The sequence below is a fragment of the Ruegeria sp. BG8 genome (assembly GCF_056538325.1).
Genome location: NZ_JBQFSZ010000009.1, coordinates 1 through 17742 on the forward strand (window position 1 = coordinate 1; position 17742 = coordinate 17742).

At 56.6% G+C, this 17742-nt stretch carries 20 protein-coding genes; 9 read left to right on the forward strand and 11 right to left on the reverse strand.

All coding sequences use genetic code 11. The features are described 5' to 3' along the window. From ACR0DG_RS16160 to parC, 3 genes are all read right to left on the reverse strand, one after another. A partial coding sequence (locus ACR0DG_RS16160) for a GTP-binding protein (protein ID WP_377181647.1) occupies positions 1–103 on the reverse strand: 103 nt, incomplete at its 3' end. A gap of 113 nt (positions 104–216) precedes the next feature. Next, positions 217–810, reverse strand: a complete 594-nt coding sequence (locus tag ACR0DG_RS16165) for a hypothetical protein (RefSeq protein ID WP_480698509.1) — start codon at positions 808–810, stop codon at positions 217–219. 97 nt (positions 811–907) lie between these two features. Continuing rightward, complete coding sequence (parC, locus tag ACR0DG_RS16170) at positions 908–3256, reverse strand: DNA topoisomerase IV subunit A (protein WP_480698511.1); 2349 nt, start codon at positions 3254–3256, stop codon at positions 908–910. A gap of 203 nt (positions 3257–3459) precedes the next feature. Here parC and ACR0DG_RS16175 point away from each other — a divergent pair, with 203 nt between their 5' ends. The 6 genes from ACR0DG_RS16175 (at position 3460) to ACR0DG_RS16200 (ending at position 7696) form a co-directional block, all read left to right on the forward strand. Then, the gene (locus ACR0DG_RS16175; protein ID WP_480698513.1) at positions 3460–4071 is read left to right on the forward strand and encodes an SH3 domain-containing protein; all 612 of its coding nucleotides are present in this window, start codon (positions 3460–3462) and stop codon (positions 4069–4071) included. Positions 4072–4140: 69 nt separating this feature from the next. After that, positions 4141–4968 (forward strand): SDR family NAD(P)-dependent oxidoreductase, encoded by an 828-nt coding sequence (locus ACR0DG_RS16180; RefSeq protein ID WP_480698515.1) that lies wholly within the window; start codon positions 4141–4143, stop codon positions 4966–4968. A gap of 80 nt (positions 4969–5048) precedes the next feature. Beyond that, positions 5049–5252, forward strand: a complete 204-nt coding sequence (locus tag ACR0DG_RS16185; RefSeq protein ID WP_480698517.1) for a twin transmembrane helix small protein — start codon at positions 5049–5051, stop codon at positions 5250–5252. Further along, positions 5253–5825 carry a cob(I)yrinic acid a,c-diamide adenosyltransferase gene (locus ACR0DG_RS16190; protein ID WP_480698519.1) on the forward strand — a complete coding sequence of 191 codons (573 nt, stop codon included), beginning with the start codon at positions 5253–5255 and terminating at the stop codon, positions 5823–5825. 183 nt (positions 5826–6008) lie between these two features. Further along, positions 6009–6767, forward strand: coding sequence for an electron transfer flavoprotein subunit beta/FixA family protein (locus ACR0DG_RS16195; protein ID WP_480698521.1), 759 nt, complete (start codon positions 6009–6011; stop codon positions 6765–6767). Next, a complete protein-coding gene (locus tag ACR0DG_RS16200; protein ID WP_480698523.1) occupies positions 6767–7696 on the forward strand; it encodes an electron transfer flavoprotein subunit alpha/FixB family protein in 930 nt (309 codons plus the stop codon). The genes ACR0DG_RS16195 and ACR0DG_RS16200 overlap by 1 nt, the downstream gene beginning before the upstream one ends. A gap of 61 nt (positions 7697–7757) precedes the next feature. Here ACR0DG_RS16200 and ACR0DG_RS16205 read toward each other — a convergent pair whose 3' ends face one another. Further along, positions 7758–8579 carry a DUF6473 family protein gene (locus ACR0DG_RS16205; RefSeq protein WP_480698525.1) on the reverse strand — a complete coding sequence of 274 codons (822 nt, stop codon included), beginning with the start codon at positions 8577–8579 and terminating at the stop codon, positions 7758–7760. A 163-nt stretch (positions 8580–8742) separates the two neighbouring features. On the opposite strand from ACR0DG_RS16205, the gene ACR0DG_RS16210 reads away from it, so the two are divergent. Beyond that, positions 8743–9618: a 3-hydroxybutyryl-CoA dehydrogenase gene (locus ACR0DG_RS16210; protein WP_480698526.1), complete on the forward strand. Its 876-nt coding sequence runs from the start codon at positions 8743–8745 to the stop codon at positions 9616–9618. Positions 9619–9695: 77 nt separating this feature from the next. On the opposite strand, the gene ACR0DG_RS16215 is transcribed toward ACR0DG_RS16210, so the two are convergent. The 7 genes from ACR0DG_RS16215 to ACR0DG_RS16245 are packed head-to-tail and all read right to left on the reverse strand — an operon-like array spanning position 9696 to position 15114. Further along, positions 9696–10595, reverse strand: a complete 900-nt coding sequence (locus ACR0DG_RS16215; protein ID WP_480698528.1) for a lysophospholipid acyltransferase family protein — start codon at positions 10593–10595, stop codon at positions 9696–9698. Positions 10596–10634: 39 nt separating this feature from the next. After that, positions 10635–10904, reverse strand: coding sequence for an HPr family phosphocarrier protein (locus tag ACR0DG_RS16220; RefSeq protein ID WP_480698530.1), 270 nt, complete (start codon positions 10902–10904; stop codon positions 10635–10637). Further along, on the reverse strand, positions 10901–11314 hold the full coding sequence (locus ACR0DG_RS16225; RefSeq protein ID WP_480698531.1) for a PTS sugar transporter subunit IIA: 414 nt from the start codon (positions 11312–11314) through the stop codon (positions 10901–10903). Before ACR0DG_RS16225 ends, ACR0DG_RS16220 begins: the two co-directional genes overlap by 4 nt. Further along, positions 11311–12204: an RNase adapter RapZ gene (rapZ, locus tag ACR0DG_RS16230; RefSeq protein ID WP_480698533.1), complete on the reverse strand. Its 894-nt coding sequence runs from the start codon at positions 12202–12204 to the stop codon at positions 11311–11313. The genes ACR0DG_RS16225 and rapZ overlap by 4 nt, the downstream gene beginning before the upstream one ends. Continuing rightward, positions 12189–12614 carry an HPr kinase/phosphorylase gene (locus ACR0DG_RS16235; protein ID WP_480698535.1) on the reverse strand — a complete coding sequence of 142 codons (426 nt, stop codon included), beginning with the start codon at positions 12612–12614 and terminating at the stop codon, positions 12189–12191. Before ACR0DG_RS16235 ends, rapZ begins: the two co-directional genes overlap by 16 nt. A gap of 48 nt (positions 12615–12662) precedes the next feature. Beyond that, entirely contained in the window at positions 12663–14381 is a 1719-nt protein-coding gene (locus ACR0DG_RS16240) for an ATP-binding protein (protein ID WP_480698537.1), read from the reverse strand. A gap of 28 nt (positions 14382–14409) precedes the next feature. Next, complete coding sequence (locus ACR0DG_RS16245; protein WP_480698539.1) at positions 14410–15114, reverse strand: response regulator transcription factor; 705 nt, start codon at positions 15112–15114, stop codon at positions 14410–14412. Positions 15115–15461: 347 nt separating this feature from the next. Here ACR0DG_RS16245 and ACR0DG_RS16250 point away from each other — a divergent pair, with 347 nt between their 5' ends. Both ACR0DG_RS16250 and ACR0DG_RS16255 read left to right on the forward strand, forming a co-directional pair. After that, positions 15462–17060 (forward strand): phosphoenolpyruvate carboxykinase, encoded by a 1599-nt coding sequence (locus ACR0DG_RS16250; protein WP_480698541.1) that lies wholly within the window; start codon positions 15462–15464, stop codon positions 17058–17060. A 365-nt stretch (positions 17061–17425) separates the two neighbouring features. Continuing rightward, on the forward strand, positions 17426–17716 hold the full coding sequence (locus tag ACR0DG_RS16255; protein WP_170744606.1) for a hypothetical protein: 291 nt from the start codon (positions 17426–17428) through the stop codon (positions 17714–17716). The last annotated feature ends 26 nt before the right edge of the window (positions 17717–17742 follow it).

The following is a 17742-nucleotide window of genomic DNA, read 5'->3' on the forward strand; positions in this document are numbered from 1 at the left end:
ACTTGGTGATCGCTGCGGTCAGCGTCGTTTTACCATGGTCAACGTGGCCAATCGTGCCGATGTTGACGTGCGGTTTTGTACGCTCAAACTTTTCCTTTGCCATTCCTCAGGCGCCCTTTTGCAATTTGGGGGACCCTTGGTCCCGCGGTTACATCTGCGCGCGCGAGATATTTGGTTCGCAGGGGAAAATCAAGCACATCCTGCGGGAAAAGCCGTTTACGACGCTGGATTTTGCGCGAGTTCGCCAGAATCCAGCGGCTGGATCAGATCGGGACGCCGCTGGAACCAGCCGTTCTCCTGATGTTCTTCGGCCAGCCACTCTTCGACTCGGTCCGCAACCTTGAGCGCAAGGCCACTCATTTGCTCTTCTTTTGTCCGAGAATGCCCCGATCCCGCCAGGGCGCTTTCACCGGTTGTGTCTTCGAGAACCTGGAACTGTTTTCCTTTGGCCAGAAACTCTTTCTTGTTCACGTCATAGACGTTGACCAGCACGATCGCGGTACTTTTGGGATTATAGATCACCGGAATGCCGGGGGGCGCCAACATGTAGCCTTCAAGGCTGATACCAATATCATAGTCCTGTGCACCCTCATACCGGCCCAAGCGGATATCCACAGCATTCTGAATGGCCGCGGTCCATTCGTCCGGCGTGGCGTCGCGTGATACAGGCCCCTGAACGGCCTTGTCGGCAAAGGCGTAATTCACCCGAAGTTTGAACTCACCCAAGGACTCGGGCTCTTCATAGACCTGCGTCTGTGTGCAGGCGCCCAGCAGGGCCAGTCCGGTAATCAAGGTCAGAATGCGCAACATGGTAACGTCCCGATAGGCCTGTTTTTCTTTGATCTAGCGCACCTATGCGACTTGTGCCAAGCCGTATCGGCGAAATTCCCCGCCGACACGCGCATGATCACGAGAATTTATAGTCCCGCGGGAAGCCATATGGCGGCTTTTTCCCAACACCCGCCCGCTTTGCCAGCCATTGTGACATGTCGGCCTCGTGTCGGGTTTTGTCACCACCCATCGACCACTTCAGACCATCATCCCAATTAAACGTCGTCACGTCCGATAGCCCGCCATCCAGTTCCAGCGTCCCTTGTCGACCACGCGCCATATTATATTTCTGCAAACGCACGCCCTTTCCGCGCGTCATCTCAGGAAGTTCGGTGACCGGGAACACAAGGAACTTGCCGTTCTGCGACACGACCGCAACGTGGTCGCCATCAACCGGTTTGCAGATTACAGCCGCCTCGTCTCCTTTGACGTTCAGCACCTGTTTACCGTTGCGGGTCTGTGCCAGCACCTCATCTTCCGGCACCATGAATCCGTTGCCAGCATCCGAGGCGACCAGAAGCTTGCGCCCGGGTGTGTGGATCAGGATATCGACGATCTGCGCCTCATTGGGCAGGTCGACCATCAGACGCAGCGGTTCGCCCATCCCCCGCCCGCCGGGCAAGTTGGCGGCGCTCACCGTGTAGAACCGGCCGTTCGAGGCAAAGACCAGCAGACGGTCTGTGGTTTCGGCGTGAAAGATGAAACGTGGGCCGTCGCCATCCTTGAACTTCAATTCCCGGGTCAGATCGATATGGCCGGTCATGGCGCGAATCCAACCCATCTGAGAGCAGACGACCGTAATGGGTTCTTTGTCGATCATCGCTTCAAGCGGCACTTCTTCGACTTGACCGGCCTCGGCGAATTGGGTGCGCCGCGCGCCACCTTCGTAGTCTTTGCCAAAGGTCTTTTTGGTCTCTTTCAACTGCTCGGCAATCTTGGCCCATTGCAGCGTGGGATCGGCCAGCAGGTCTTCTAGGTTCGCGCGTTCCAGCATCAGCTCATCGCGTTCGCGTACCAGTTCCATCTCTTCCAAACGACGCAAGCTGCGCAGGCGCATGTTGAGGATAGCGTCGACCTGAACCTCGGACAGTTCACCCTCACCCGGCTTGGGTGAAACGTAATCGGATTCGTCTGTGGCGCGGACGTGGTCGATGCCCCAATCCTCGCGCATCAGCGCGGCTTTGGGATCGTCGTCGTAACGGATGATGTCGATCACACGGTCGAGGTTCAGGAAGGCGACGATAAAGCCCTCCAACACCTCAAGCCGGTGGTCGATCTTCGCCATGCGGTGGCGCGAACGACGCAGCAGAACTTCTTGCCGGTGATCGAGGAAGGCGCGAAGCACTTCCTTCATCGAACAGACCTTGGGCGTCACACCATCGATCAGCACGTTCATGTTCAGGCTGAACCGCACCTCAAGGTCCGAGTTGCGATAGAGCATGCCCATCAGCACCTCGGGGTCCACGTTCTTGGAGCGTGGCTCGAGGATCAGACGGATATCATCGGCGGATTCGTCGCGGACATCGCCGAGGATGGGGATTTTCTTGGTCTGGATCAGTTCCGCGATCTTTTCGATCAGCTTGGATTTCTGAACCTGATAGGGGATCTCGGTAACGACAATCTGCCACTGCCCGCGGCCAAGATCTTCGACCTCGAACTTACAACGCAACCGGAACGAGCCGCGCCCGGTGCGATAGGCTTGCGCGATGTTCTCGGGCGGTTCAACGATCACGCCGCCGGTCGGGAAATCCGGGCCGGGCACATAGTTCAGCAGCGTATCGTCGCGCGCATCCGGCGTTTTGATCAGGTGCAGACAGGCGTCGCAAAGTTCCGAGATATTGTGCGGCGGAATATTCGTCGCCATGCCCACCGCGATACCGCTGGCCCCATTGGCCAACAGGTTCGGAAACTGCGCGGGCAACACGACGGGCTCGGTCAGCGTGCCGTCATAGTTGTCGCGGAAATCGACGGCGTCTTCGTTCAACCCTTCCAGCAGCGCCTCGGCAACGATGGTCATCCGCGCCTCGGTATATCGCGAGGCCGCCGGGTTATCGCCGTCGATATTGCCGAAATTCCCCTGCCCGTCGACCAGCGGGTAACGCACGTTGAAGTCCTGCGCCAGACGCGCCATCGCGTCATAAATCGCGGCATCACCGTGGGGGTGATAGTTACCCATCACGTCGCCGGAAATCTTGGCCGACTTACGGAATCCGCCCGTCGCACTGAGTCGCAGCTCGCGCATCGCATAGAGGATTCGCCGGTGAACCGGCTTCAGCCCGTCCCGCGCATCAGGCAAAGCCCGGTGCATGATGGTGGACAGCGCATAGGTCAGATAGCGTTCACCAATTGCGCGGCGCAGCGGTTCGGCTACCTCGCCCCCACCTTCGGGAGCCTCCATGTTGGGGTCGTCGATCGTATCGTTCATATATGATGTGATACGACGCAAGAGCGCCCGGGTAAAGCAAGCAGCGTATATTTTGCTGGGGACAAGTGGCGGTTTTTACAACACGGGGAGGCAACACCCCGATTTCCCCCAATCTTTCGACTCCATAGCACTGATATGGTATGCTCGCTGCCATTAGACTGCTGCTTTTTTTTCAGATTTACGATTTGCCTGGGGGATGCGCCATGACGCGCCTTATCATTATCAGTTTTGCTGCACTCGGCTGGTGCTTTTACATCATGAGCGGAGGGCCCGACTTTGAGCCGCGCGGAACGCGCGCCGAGCAACCGGTTCGTGTCGCATCAACACCAAGTATCACACCGATCGCAACCACACCAGCCGACGCGCTTGTAACCAACGTCGCAGCGCGCACGCCCGCTGTCCGCATCAAGCCGATCCAAGCGCAACCGCCCGCTGTCGAGCTTGTTGCAGAAACTGTCAGCCTCGAGGACCTCAAGGGCCTGTCCGTATTCGAAGACGAAACCGCCAACATAACTTTGGCGTCGCTGGAAGACGGAGTAGCCGGCCTTCAGCAAGTTAGCGTGGAAGACCCCGTAGACACACCCGTTGCCCCGGTTGAATTTGAACCGAAAAAAGACATTCGCGAAATCTCGGGCACGCGCGTCAACATGCGCGACGGGCCGGGTACGATCTATCCGATTGTCGGCAAAGCCTCGATTGGGCAGCAGGTTGAAGTCCTGAGCGATTCTGGCACGGGCTGGCTGCGTCTGCGCGTGTTGCCCGAGCAACAGGTTGGCTGGATTTCTGCTTCTTTGGTTAGAAAAGTCGCCGACTGACCCGCCGCAATGATTGTCCCGGCTGAGACCAAGCCCTAGCTATGGCGTGGGATCAGCATTGGGAAAATCATGCAAAGAACCATCCTCATTACTGGCTGCTCGTCCGGCATTGGGCTGGACGCAGCCCACGGCATGCGCGCGCGCGGATGGCGTGTATTCGCCTCGTGCCGACAGCAGCGTGATTGCGACAGACTGCGCGCGCAGGGCTTTGAGAGCCCCCGCATCGACTATACCGACACCGCAAGCATCGAAACCGGGTTGGCCGAAGTTCTGACAGCCACCGGCGGGACTCTGGACGCCCTGTTCAACAATGGCGCGCACGGACTGCCCGGCGCGGTCGAAGACCTGCCGACGGATGGTCTGCGCGCGATTTTCGAGGCGAACTTTTTTGGCTGGCATGAGCTGACGCGGAGGGTCCTTCCGGTCATGCGCAACCAAGGACATGGCAGAATCGTACAAAACTCTTCGGTCTTGGGCCTTGTGGCGTATCCTTGGCGCGGTGCTTACGTCGCCACGAAATACGCGATCGAAGGTCTGACAGACACATTGCGGCTGGAACTGGCAAATACCGACATCAACGTCATCCTGATTGAGCCTGGCCCGATCACGTCCAAAATCCGCGAAAACTCGATCCCGTTTTTTGAGAAATTCATCAACTGGCAGAGCTCTGCCCTGCGCGACAGATACGAGTCCAACTTATTGAAGCGGCTATACGAATCTTCTGGCCCGGATCGCTTTGAACTACCCGCATCTGCCGTCACCGAAAAACTCGCGCATGCGGTTGAGTCCAAGCGCCCGCGCCCGCGCTACTATGTGACGACGCCCACCTACATCGCCGGATATCTGCGCCGCATACTGCCAACGCGTACAATCGACCGCATCCTGTCGGATGTCTGAGGCGAAATTACCCGTTCGCTTTTCGCGCCCATGGGGCTAGATGAGAGGCTAACGAAACACAAAACGCGGACGGTGTATTCATGGACCCTTTGATGGTCGTTTTGTTGCTGGCTATGGCGGCTGTTGTCGTCGTGCTGGTCATTGGCATATCGAATTTCGGGAAAGCCGGTAAAAGCGCCGCGCTGAAAAGCAACAAGATGATGCAGCTGCGGATTCTGTTTCAGTTCATTGCCGTGGTGCTGATCGTGCTCTACGTCTGGCTGCGCGGACAAGGAGGTCAATAAATGGTTGTTCTCAACAAAATCTACACACGTACCGGCGATGACGGGAAAACAGCGCTGGGTAATGGCGAACGCGTTGCCAAATACTCGGGCCGGGTAACCGCCTATGGCACGGTGGATGAGCTGAATGCATTTGTGGGCGTTGCACGCACAGAAGCCGAGGGCGAGGTAGAGGCAGCGCTGTCACGCATTCAGAATGACCTTTTTGATCTGGGTGCAGATTTCTGCCGTCCGGACATGGAAAAAGACGCCGAAGCGGACTTCCCACCCCTTCGCGTCGTCTCGGCACAGATTGACCGGCTCGAGGCCGAGATCGACCATATGAACGAGACGCTGGAACCGCTGCGCAGCTTTATTTTGCCCGGCGGCTCGCGTCTGGCCGCACATCTTCATGTCTGTCGCACCGTCTCCCGGCGCGCCGAGAGGTTGGCAGTTGAACTGACGAACATGGAACCGGTGAACGAAACGGCGGTGAAATACCTCAACCGCCTGAGCGATTGGTTCTTTGTTGCGGCGAGATGCGCCAACAATGATGGCCGCGATGATGTTTTGTGGGTTCCTGGCGCAAACCGCTAAACGGGCTCTGCGGGAAACAAAATTTCGTTCCCTAACGTAAAAAATGTCGAAACGCGACGTCCTCGCGACATGACGTGACGATTTTGCTCTGTTCCGGACCGGGCCGAGGCGCTATCTACACCCGCGAGAGCATTGGTGGAGTCGCATTGCGGCTTGCCGTTTTTGTAAGGAGCTTACGCAAAAATGAAGGTACTTGTGCCTGTCAAGCGCGTGATTGACTACAACGTGAAAGTTCGCGTCAAAGCGGATGGCAGCGGTGTTGATCTCGCCAATGTAAAAATGTCGATGAACCCCTTCGACGAGATTGCAGTGGAAGAGGCCATCCGCCTGAAAGAAGCAGGCAAAGCCGACGAAGTCGTTGCTGTTTCCATCGGCGTGAAGCAAGCGCAGGAAACCCTGCGTACCGCGCTGGCGATGGGTGCTGACCGTGCGATCCTGGTTGTCGCTGCGGAAGACGTACACACAGATATCGAGCCTCTGGCCGTTGCGAAAATCCTTGCCAAAGTGGTTGAGGAAGAGCAGCCGGGTATCGTTCTGGCAGGCAAGCAGGCGATCGACAACGATATGAACGCCACCGGTCAGATGCTGTCGGCCCTGCTGGGTTGGTCGCAAGGTACCTTTGCATCCGAGCTGGACATTGAAGGCGACACCGCCAAGATCACCCGCGAGGTAGACGGCGGTCTGCAGACCATCAGCGTCAAGATGCCGACCATCGTGACCGTTGACCTGCGCCTGAACGAGCCGCGCTATGCGTCGCTGCCCAACATCATGAAGGCGAAGAAAAAGCCGCTGGATGAGAAAACCGCCGCCGATTACGGCGTCGACGTCACGCCGCGTCTGGAAGTCGTCAAGACAGACGAACCTGCCGCGCGTGCCGCTGGTATCGTGGTTGGCTCGGTTGACGAGCTGGTCGAGAAACTCAAAGAAGCGGGGGCTGTGTAATGGCTGTACTTCTGCTTGCCGAAGTCAACAATGGCGAACTGGCGTTGGACGCAACCGCCAAGGCGGTAACTGCTGCGAAAACCCTGGGTGATGTGACCGTTCTGGCCGCTGGTGGTTCTGCCGCCGCTGCTGGTGAGGCTGCTGCCAAGATCGACGGTGTATCCAAGGTTCTGGTTGCCGAGGACGCCTCTCTGGGCCATCGCCTTGCGGAATCGACCGCAGCGCTGATCGTAAGTTTGGCCGACGGGTACGAGCACATCGTCGCCCCTGCCACCACCGACGCCAAAAACGTGATGCCGCGCGTTGCTGCACTGCTGGACGTGATGGTTATCTCGGATGCATCCGGCGTGGTAGACGGCTCGACCTTCGAGCGCCCGATCTACGCGGGTAACGCAATTCAGACCGTGAAATCAAGCGACGCCAAGAAAGTCGTCACCATCCGGACCGCAAGCTTTGACGCTGCAGGCGAAGGTGGATCGGCTACGGTTGAGACAATCTCGGTCGGTGAACACCCAGGTCTGTCCGAATGGGTCGAGGATAAGGTTGCCGAAAGCGATCGTCCTGAACTGACTTCGGCTGGCGTTGTTGTTTCCGGTGGCCGTGGTGTCGGCTCGGAAGAGGACTTCAAGCTGATCGAAACACTGGCCGACAAACTGGGTGCCGCTGTTGGTGCCTCGCGCGCCGCCGTTGACTCGGGCTACGCACCCAACGACTGGCAGGTGGGTCAGACCGGAAAGGTTGTTGCACCGGACCTCTATGTCGCTGTCGGCATCTCGGGCGCAATCCAGCACTTGGCTGGCATGAAGGACTCGAAGGTCATTGTTGCGATAAACAAGGATGAAGAAGCACCGATCTTCCAGGTCGCAGACTTCGGCCTTGTCGCCGACCTGTTCCAGGCCGTGCCGGAATTGACTGAGAAACTCGGCTGATCACATTCGAAGATTTTTCGTCGAAAAATCTCAGAAAGGCCCGCGTCACCGCGGGCCTTTGTTATTGAAGATCGTTGATCGCCGCGCTGAGTAAAGAAGCTATGGAGCGATGAGCAGCGGGGCCGATCATGTGCTCGGCCATCGGCTGTTGCAACGTACCGAACAGCATATCCTCAAGCTCATCCGATTGGCCCGAAACAGCGACGGACGCTTCGACAAGCTTTGCACAAAACGGTCTGACTGCTTCGAGCATTTCTGGTGTAACGGACACCTCGGTTTCATGTACCGGTCGCACCTCTTGCGGCTGTTTCAGAACACGCAGATGCAACAGGATGATCGGCGTTTGAATACTTTGCGCCAGTGTTGTCACCTGCCTGGTCCAGTTTCTGCGCAATTCCTCGACCACAACTTCGAACCGGGCATCCTGATGCCTGTGTAAAAGTGTAATCAAATGATGCACAAAATTAACATCCGCAAAGTCAACTTCCGGATACAGCGATACCAACGCGTCGGTCGTAGTTAGGAACCTGTCGTTGCGCCGGGGGTGCACTTTGTAGAATCGATTCGATTGCCCCAAAATATCGGGCGCTTGCAGAACGCAAAGGTCTGCTCTGTCCAATAAAGACTGCAATCCTGTGTCGCCGCACAACGCATCGACCCCGCAAAACAAACTGCCAAGGTTCAGGCACCTCCTGTCCAACCTTTCTTCCAGAACCGTTGCGAATGGGCGATCAACAAATCGCCCAAACGTTTCAGTTCCACCTGCCACGGCGACATACGGCTTTTCAATTGATCGTTCCGGCCCGCGAAACCATAGGCGCGACCCGTCATACTGGCAGACTGCTTCCTCGGGTCCCCCCGATCCTGTTTGATGGTAGCTCATAACACTCACCCAATTTTTCACCCAATTGCCACCTTGCAGCCGCAAGTCTTTAGAAAAGGCTAATGTGCGGATTTGAAGCAAATTGCATGGGCGCGTTGCCCTTGCCGCCCGCCCCCATCTACCGATACTGTCCCGATATCCCGAGGCACAAAGGCACTTGAAAATGGATGTTAAATCAATCGGAGTGATTGGCGCAGGTCAAATGGGTAACGGTATTGCTCATGTTTTGGCCCTGGCGGAATATGACGTGCTGTTGAATGACGTCAGCCAGGATGCTCTTAACAGCGCCATGGCGACGATCGAGGGTAATCTGGCCCGTCAGGCCTCTCGTGGGAAAATCTCGGATGAGGCAATGCAAGCTGCTTTGAAGCGCATTACAACTACGCTGGAGTTGCCTCAGCTTGGGCAGACGGACCTTGTAATCGAAGCCGCGACCGAGCGCGAAACGATTAAACAAGCTATTTTCGAAGACCTGCAACCCCATCTTCTGCCCCACACGATCCTGACCTCGAATACATCTTCGATTTCCATAACAAGGCTGGCGAGCCGCACGGACCGGCCGGAACGTTTCATGGGATTCCACTTCATGAATCCGGTCCCCGTCATGCAACTGGTCGAGTTGATCCGTGGCATTGCGACCGACGAAGAAACCTTTAGCGCCTGTAAGGCCGTTGTGGACCGGCTGGGGAAAACCGCCGCCAGCGCCGAGGACTTTCCTGCCTTTATCGTAAATCGAATTCTGATGCCGATGATCAATGAGGCCGTGTACACCCTGTATGAAGGCGTTGGAAACGTGCAATCAATTGATCAGTCAATGAAACTGGGGGCCAATCACCCGATGGGCCCGCTGGAACTGGCGGACTTCATCGGATTGGATACCTGTCTGGCGATTATGAACGTTTTGCACGATGGGCTGGCCGATACAAAGTATCGCCCTTGTCCTTTGCTGACGAAATACGTTGAAGCTGGATGGTTGGGTCGCAAGACGCAACGTGGGTTTTACGATTACAGAGGCGACGCGCCTGTTCCCACGCGGTAGATCAGGGGGCCAGCCCCCTCGCCCGGATTTCATCCGGGCTCACCCCCGGGATACTTTTGGCCAGATGAAGATCCGGATCAGGGTTTGGGCGACTGCCCCAAATCCAACGTATGTTTCCGCAGCCAGGTCATGAAACCCCGCGGGTCCCGCTCCAGCACCTGCATGTTTTCGTCCGAGATTGGTTCACCAATCACCGGAGATTGCGGTTTGTTGCAGGATCTTACGATTTCATGCAGCAGCAAGCCCTGACGCAAAATCGCTGAGAGTTTGTTAGCAATCTGGTACGCACGCGAGTTTCTACCCGGGAAAAAGATCGGAACCACCTGAGCGCCGGAGCGGCGGATCATCTTGGCGGTAAACACGTTCCATTCCCGCTCGATCGCCGGACCGAACCAATCGTCCGAAGACATCACGACGCCAGACGGGAACAGAGCGACAACGCCGCCGTTTTTGAGATGCTCCATGGCCTTGCCGCGCATTTCCAACATTTTGGCCTGAGCTTCGGGGTCGTGGGGAAACGGTACGGGAATCATGAAAGACGTCGCGGCCTCGTCCAGCCCCGTAAGAACCGAGCGGGTCAGGATGCGATAATCACTTCGGACCCTGCCGATAAGCTCGGCCAATATCATTCCGTCCACCATACCATGCGGGTGATTTGCCACCACGACAACGGGACCTGTTTTTGGGATATGGGCAATTTGTTCTTCCGGTGTGGTCAGATCGATCCCCATCACCTCGAGAGCGCCGCCCCAGAACCGCTGTCCCCGGTAGTATTCGTTCTTCTTTTCGAACTTGTTGACCATCCGCAAAATGGTCAGCTTCCCGGTGCACCATTCGATCGCGCGAATGGCCGTCGAAGTCCAGGCATCGTCGAACGAGTTCGCGTAAGTCAGGGTTCTACGGTCGTAGATTTCACCCTGGTCGTCGACACCGTCTACAACCGGGCCCGTCTTGGTATCGTGCGTTGTTTCCGCCAATTCCTGGTCTTCCCGTTCTTCGTTTCGCGGCAGACGCTGTCAGAAGCCTTCCCCGAACTTATCGTTTACAAGGGTCTCTAACGCATCAGCCAACGCCTCAGCATCCGGTCCGGACGTCTCGACGTCAATAGTCGTTCCACGCGACGCTGCCAACATCAAAAGACCCATGATGCTATCACCCGACGCTGAGAGACCGTCTTTTGATACTTCTGCCTGCGCATCGAACCCCTCGACGACCTCAACCAGTTTGGCAGAGGCGCGGGCGTGCAAACCCTTTTCATTGATTATTTTCAAGCTTCGGGAAGTCATTCTTTATCAGTCCGGTCTTCGTCCAAGGTCACATTTTGCGCATTGATGTACTTGCGTCCAGCCTCCATCGCCTGACGCACGGCATCGCCGATTGGCAGGTGGCGGGTTTTAGCCAGTTTTATCAGCATAGGCAGATTTGCACCGTAAAGGATACGCCGGTCTTGCGGTGCACAGGCCCTGAGACTCAGATTCGACGGGCTGCCGCCGAACAAATCGGTCACCACAACCACGCCATCGCCCACGTCCACGCCATCGGCTGCAGCACAGATTTCGGCTTGTTTTGCATCACGGTCGTGATCCGCCTCGATTGAAATCGCGGCCAAGCCAGATTGTTTTCCGACCACATGTTGCATGGCAGACAGGTATTCCTGCGCCAACCCCCCATGTGCAACGATTACGATCCCGATCAATCCGGCCTCACATTCAAAGAACGACGTTCCATTTCGCGATGCCTAATTGCCACTTGCTGCCCCTGCTCTGCAAGTGCCTTTGCAACTGCTTCAGCAGTGGCAACCGATCTGTGTTGCCCCCCTGTGCAGCCAAAAGCCACTGACAGATGCGCTTTTCCTTCGGCACGGTAGGCCGGCAGCAAAACTTGCAGCAGGTCCACGACCCGGGTGAAAAACGGCGCATAGTTCGCGTCTGACTGCACATAGTGCGCGACATCGGGATTTCGACCATCTTCCGCACGCAGTTCCGGACGCCAGTATGGGTTCGCAAGAAAGCGGCAATCGAAAACCATATCCAACCCGCGGGGCAAACCCCGCTTGTAGGAAAAAGATTCGATGGACACCGCCAAATGTCTTCCGCCTTGCGGTGCAAACCAGCGTTCCACCTCTTCGCGCAACTGATGAACATTCAGGGGGCTGGTATCGATTAACGTATCGGCGATCTCACGAATGGGCGCCAATAATTCCTTTTCCTGGACAACCCCGGTTTCCGGACTGGCGTCGGTTGCGACCGGATGCCGTCGGCGTGTTTCAGAAAATCGTCTGAGCAACACTTCATCGCTGCAGTCCAAATACAAGGTCGTTAAATCCACGCGTTCCATTTGGCGTAGCTTGACGGCCAGTTCGATGAACCCGATCGTTGAAAAATCCCTGTTTCTGGCGTCTATACCCAGCGCCATTGGGCGATCGCTTTGCGGACCGTCCAGCAAACGTGTCAACAAGCCCATCGGAAGGTTGTCGATTGCCTCGAACCCAAGATCTTCCAGGACACGAATGGCGGTGGACCTGCCTGCGCCCGAAGGACCGGTTACCAATACGATACGCCGCTGAGGTGTTACGTGCTGGGCCATTGCGGATCTACGCGTCCTGTTTTTAACAATTGCATTAACGCTGCTGCCAAATTGGGGACACTCGCAGCCCTTAGCAAGGGAACAGTTTGCCTCAGGACCAAAGCAAATTCAGGTTCTGGCAGGCGCGATGTCATTGCTTGGTCCAAGTCGACCACGTAAGATAGCAGGACAGGTCCAACCGCGTCGGCGCGTATCAGGCCAATACCGCGCGCCTCGATCAAGCCGCCGATATTGGGGGCAGCATCTGCCGTGGCGACATCTCCTGCCATCTTCAGCGTAACACGGTCATCCGCGACGAGATCGGCCCCTAAAGCCATCATCTGCAATCCCAACGCGGATTTGCCAGTCCCCGAGGCGCCAACAATGAGTACACCGCACCCGCCAACGGCCACGCATGTTGCGTGTATCACTGCAGTTTCCAGGTTTTCTACATCGGCAAGGGGCTGGCCACCCATGGCTTACACAGGCAACCCAACGACAAATCTTGCCCCTAGCGGGTCCGAGGTGATGTCGGCCTCGGTCGGTCTGATGTTCTCAGCCCAGATCACGCCGCCATGGGCCTCGATGATCTGCTTGGAAATCGCAAGTCCCAGACCCGAGTTGTTCCCGAAATGCTCAGCGGGGCGTTGCGAATAGAACCGCTTGAAGACCTTTGTCAGTGCCTGCTCGGGGATGCCCGGACCGGTGTCTTCGACCACGATCAGCACCCGATTTTCGCGCTGCCGCACCCAGACACGGATTGCGTCGCTGTCTTCGCAAAACGAAATCGCATTGGTGATCAGGTTCACGAAAACCTGCGCAAGCCGCGCCTCGAGACCATGGATCACAATTGGCTGGCTGGGCAGATCAGTAATATAGTCAATGCCCTTGGCACGCGCTTCTTCACCCAGATACTGACCGATATTGCCCAACAGTTTGAGCAGGTCAAATGGTTGCTCTTCTTCCTTGACCAGTTCAGCGTCTAGGCGGGACGCATTGGAAATATCACTGACCAGTCGATCCAGCCGGCGCACGTCATGTTCGATCACACCCAAAAGCTTTTCGCGCTGATCGTCGCGTTTGACCATGCGCAGGGTCCCAACCGCAGATTGCAGACTGGCAAGCGGGTTCTTGATCTCGTGCGAGACATCGGCGGCAAACTGTTCGTTCGCGTCAATTCGATTGTAAAGCGCCGTCACCATGCCGCGCAGCGCCCGGCTCAGGCGGCCGATCTCATCGGGGCGGGCGCTCAAATCCGGGATACGGATGCGACCGGGGTTCATTCCCGCGCCCCTGTCCTTTCCGGTTTCAGCAGCGGACGCCAAATCAGCCAATGGGTTGGCGATCGTGGATGCCAGAACCAGACTCAGGCCGATGGACACCAAGAGCGCCACTACGAACATCTGCAGGATCCGCTCTTGCTCACGCCGCGCGAGCGCATCAATTTCTCCGGCAGGGCCCGAAATGGCAACCGCCCCGACTGGCACACCATCCAGAAGGATGGGAGAGGCCGCAACGATTACCGTCTGGCCCGCTTCATCCTGAACTGCCTGAACCTGCGTCTGACCTTCAAACGCGGGCGGGATAGTGTCCTGCACACGCTGCGCGAGGGTTGGTGCGGTGCTGGGGTCATAGCTGTTGAACACACGAGACAGCCCCGTCCAGACCGCGTTCAACGCGTCGCTTATCAGGGTGCTACCCGTTTGCACCTCGGTTTCAGATCGGAACAGTACGGGCAGTTGCGAGGACGCCTCTGCGCCGCGGGTCCACCCGGTCAGCGTACCAGCGGCATCATAAACGAAGACTTCGCCGCCCGGCGGCAGGCTCAGACCTGCCAGCGTTTCATCGACGTTTAGCTCGCCGGTGTCTTGGGCCAAAGTGTCAGACCCTTGGCTCAGCTTTGCCTCAAACACATTACTGACGAGCTGCGCGTTCACGACCAGATTTTGTGCAGTCGTTTGCACCTGTTCCTCGCGAGAGTCGTCCAGATACAACAAACCAGCAACAAGGATCACCAAGGCGATCAGGTTAAACATAACGATTTTCCGCGCCAGCGGCGATTCACGTAATGCAAATAGGTTTCGGCGGCGGCGCGATGCGCTCTGCTCGGCCGACTCGGGATCCTGCGGGATGACCCAATCATCCCCCAGTACGACATCGCCATCCCTGAATTCGTTGGCTTGATCCGTATCGCGCACGAGTTCCAACTACCCTTTCAGATTGGTATTATTCTTCGTTGTATCTGTAACCAATTCCATAGAGCGTTTCGATGGCCGAAAACTCAGAATCCGCGGCACGCATTTTCTTGCGCAAACGTTTGATATGGCTGTCGATCGTGCGGTCATCGACATAGACCTGATCGTCATAGGCCACGTCCATCAACTGATCCCGGCTTTTGACAAAACCCGGACGCTGCGCCAACGCCTGAAGCAAAAGGAACTCAGTCACGGTCAGCGACACGTCGGCACCCTTCCAGCTAACCGCATGGCGCAAAGGGTCCATACGCAGGTCGCCACGTTCCATCACTTTGGCATCACCGGTATTGGCAACCGTCGCATCTCCCGAGGTCGCCTCCTGACGGCGCAGCAATGCGCGGATACGTTCGACGAGCAACCGCTGCGAGAACGGCTTTTTGACGTAGTCATCCGCGCCCATGCGCAAGCCAAGCACTTCGTCGATTTCATCATCTTTGGACGTTAGGAAAATCACCGGCATTTGCGTTTTCTGACGCAGGCGCTGCAACAAATCCATGCCGTCCATGCGTGGCATCTTAATGTCCAGAACAGCCATGTCCGGAAGCTTTTTGTTAAATGCGTCCAACGCTGCCTGTCCATCGTTGTACGTTTCGACCTCGAAGCCCTCGGCTTCAAGCGTCATGGATACAGACGTCAGAATGTTTCTGTCGTCATCCACCAGTGCAATCTTTGACATCGGGTTAGCCCCTATTCCTGCTCACTCATGCAATATATCGTTATTAGTAGGGTATTTCTGGCGTTTTTGTGGCCGCGAATCAATCCGTATCTGCGAATCGTGCGTTTGTTGTCACACAGTTGCGGCAAAAAAGCCGTTAATGTTGCCAGAAAAGCGCCCCGGTTTCCGACAGGAAATGTTTGGTGGCGCTAAACTTGAACTTGGTTGCGCTAACTGCGCCAAACCCTTCTGTTCATGCCCCAAACGACCGTGATAAGACCCGCACTGTCCGCCGGATTTTCCGGCATAATGCCCAAAAAGCGCACCTTGGCCCAACCGCCGCCGCGCCGCCACAGGAGAAGACACACATGACATCTGGACGGGTTAACCCGCAATTCCGCCTCGAAGATCAGGGCATCGAGGGTCTGGGCAATGTCTATTATAACTTCATGGAACCGGCGCTGATCGAAGAGGCGCTGAAGCGCGGTGAAGGTACACTTGGCAATGGCGGTGCATTTCTTGTCACAACCGGCAAGTTCACGGGCCGCTCGCCAAAGGACAAGCACGTCGTCCGGACCGATAGTGTAGCAGAGCATATCTGGTGGGAAAACAATGCCGAAATGAGCCCCGAGGGCTTTGAGGCGCTGTACGTGGATATGCTTGAGCATATGAAAGGTCGCGATTATTTCGTTCAGGACCTCGTTGGTGGCGCCGACCCTGCCTATTCGATCAATGTGCGAATGGTAACCGAACTGGCCTGGCACAACCTGTTCATCCGCCACCTGTTGCGTCGTCCGGACCGCGAGGATCTGGACGAATTCACCGCAGACTTCACCGTCATCAACTGCCCCAGCTTTCAGGCCGACCCAGCCAAGCATGGCTGCCGCTCTGAGACTGTGATCGCGATGAATTTCGACCGCAAGCTGATCCTGATCGGCGGCACCGAATACGCGGGCGAGAATAAGAAGTCTGTCTTCACGCTGTTGAACTACATGCTGCCCGAAAAAGGCGTAATGCCGATGCACTGCTCGGCCAACCATGCCGTTGGCAACCCGGTTGATACGGCTGTGTTCTTTGGCCTGTCGGGTACCGGCAAGACCACCCTGTCGGCCGACCCCGCACGCACCTTGATTGGGGATGACGAACACGGCTGGTCAGATCGCGGCACCTTCAACTTTGAAGGCGGCTGCTACGCCAAGACAATCAACCTGAACGCTGAGGCCGAGCCTGAGATCTACGCGACAACCAGCAAGTTCGGTACAGTGATCGAGAACATGGTCTTCGATCCTGAGACCAAAGAACTGGATTTCGAAGACGACTCGTTGACTGCCAACATGCGCTGCGCCTACCCGCTGGAGTATATCTCGAACGCGTCAAAAAGTGCATTGGGTGGCCATCCGAAGAATATCATCATGCTGACCTGCGATGCGTTCGGTGTTCTGCCTCCGATCGCGCGGCTGACGCCTGCGCAGGCCATGTATCACTTCCTTTCGGGCTTTACCTCTAAGGTTGCCGGTACGGAACGTGGTATTACGGAACCTCAGCCTACATTCTCGACCTGCTTTGGCGCGCCTTTCATGCCCCGCCGGCCGGAAGAATACGGCAACCTGTTGCGTGACAAGATCGCGCAGCACGGCGCGACCTGCTGGCTTGTTAACACTGGCTGGACGGGCGGCGCCTATGGTGTAGGCAGCCGGATGCCAATCCGGGCCACGCGCGCACTTTTGACGGCTGCGTTGGATGGATCGCTGCGCGACGCCGAATTCCGCAAGGATGCCAATTTCGGCTTTGACGTACCTGTTTCGGTACCGGGTGTTGCCGAGGTCCTGCTGGACCCGCGCCGCACTTGGGACGATCAGGCGGCTTTCGACAAGCAAGCCGAAAAACTGGTGCAGATGTTCGCCGAGAACTTCGAACAATATCTGCCGTTTATTGATGACGATATCAAAGCCGTCGCAATCGGCTGAACACATCAAAGGGGCCGATAGCGGCCCCTTTTTCTTTGGCACATCACTGCAACGTGATCACGCTTAAGTTGTATATTACAAACTGTGAATACAAACCCGTTGCCCGATGTGTCGGATTGAGTTATCCCAACATGTCATTAATGTGACAAAGCCCGACGCTTGCGCGCCGGGCAGAAAGTGAAAAAGACCTATGGGATGCTCGGGCGCACACTCACGAAACGCGGATCGAGCAGCCTAATCAGATTGATAGTGTATTCTAAAGGGGATGAGTGTCAATATGAGACATGCCGGAAAACTCACAAACCGGCCAGTCTTGAATCGTCAGACATAGTTGGCGATTGGCACAAGAGACAACAGGTAACGATATGACGGAAATCTCGAAACTGACTGAACTGCGTAAACTCATGCAGAGCATGGAGCGCACGCTGGGACTGGAACAACTCTCTCCGGTTGAGCGCGACATTTATTACGCCGCCGAGGAATTGTCCAAATCAGATCAGGAAGTTCGCACCTTTGGCCTGATCGAGCACACCCTGGTACAAAGCGTTTCGCGTCCGACATTTTTCCGCGCCCTGAAGTCACTGGTACAAAAGGGTTACCTTTCTCAAAGCGGTAGCGCCAACCGGGGTCGGTACATCGTTCATGCCCCCAAGTAATGCGCTTACGCCGCGCATTGACGGCT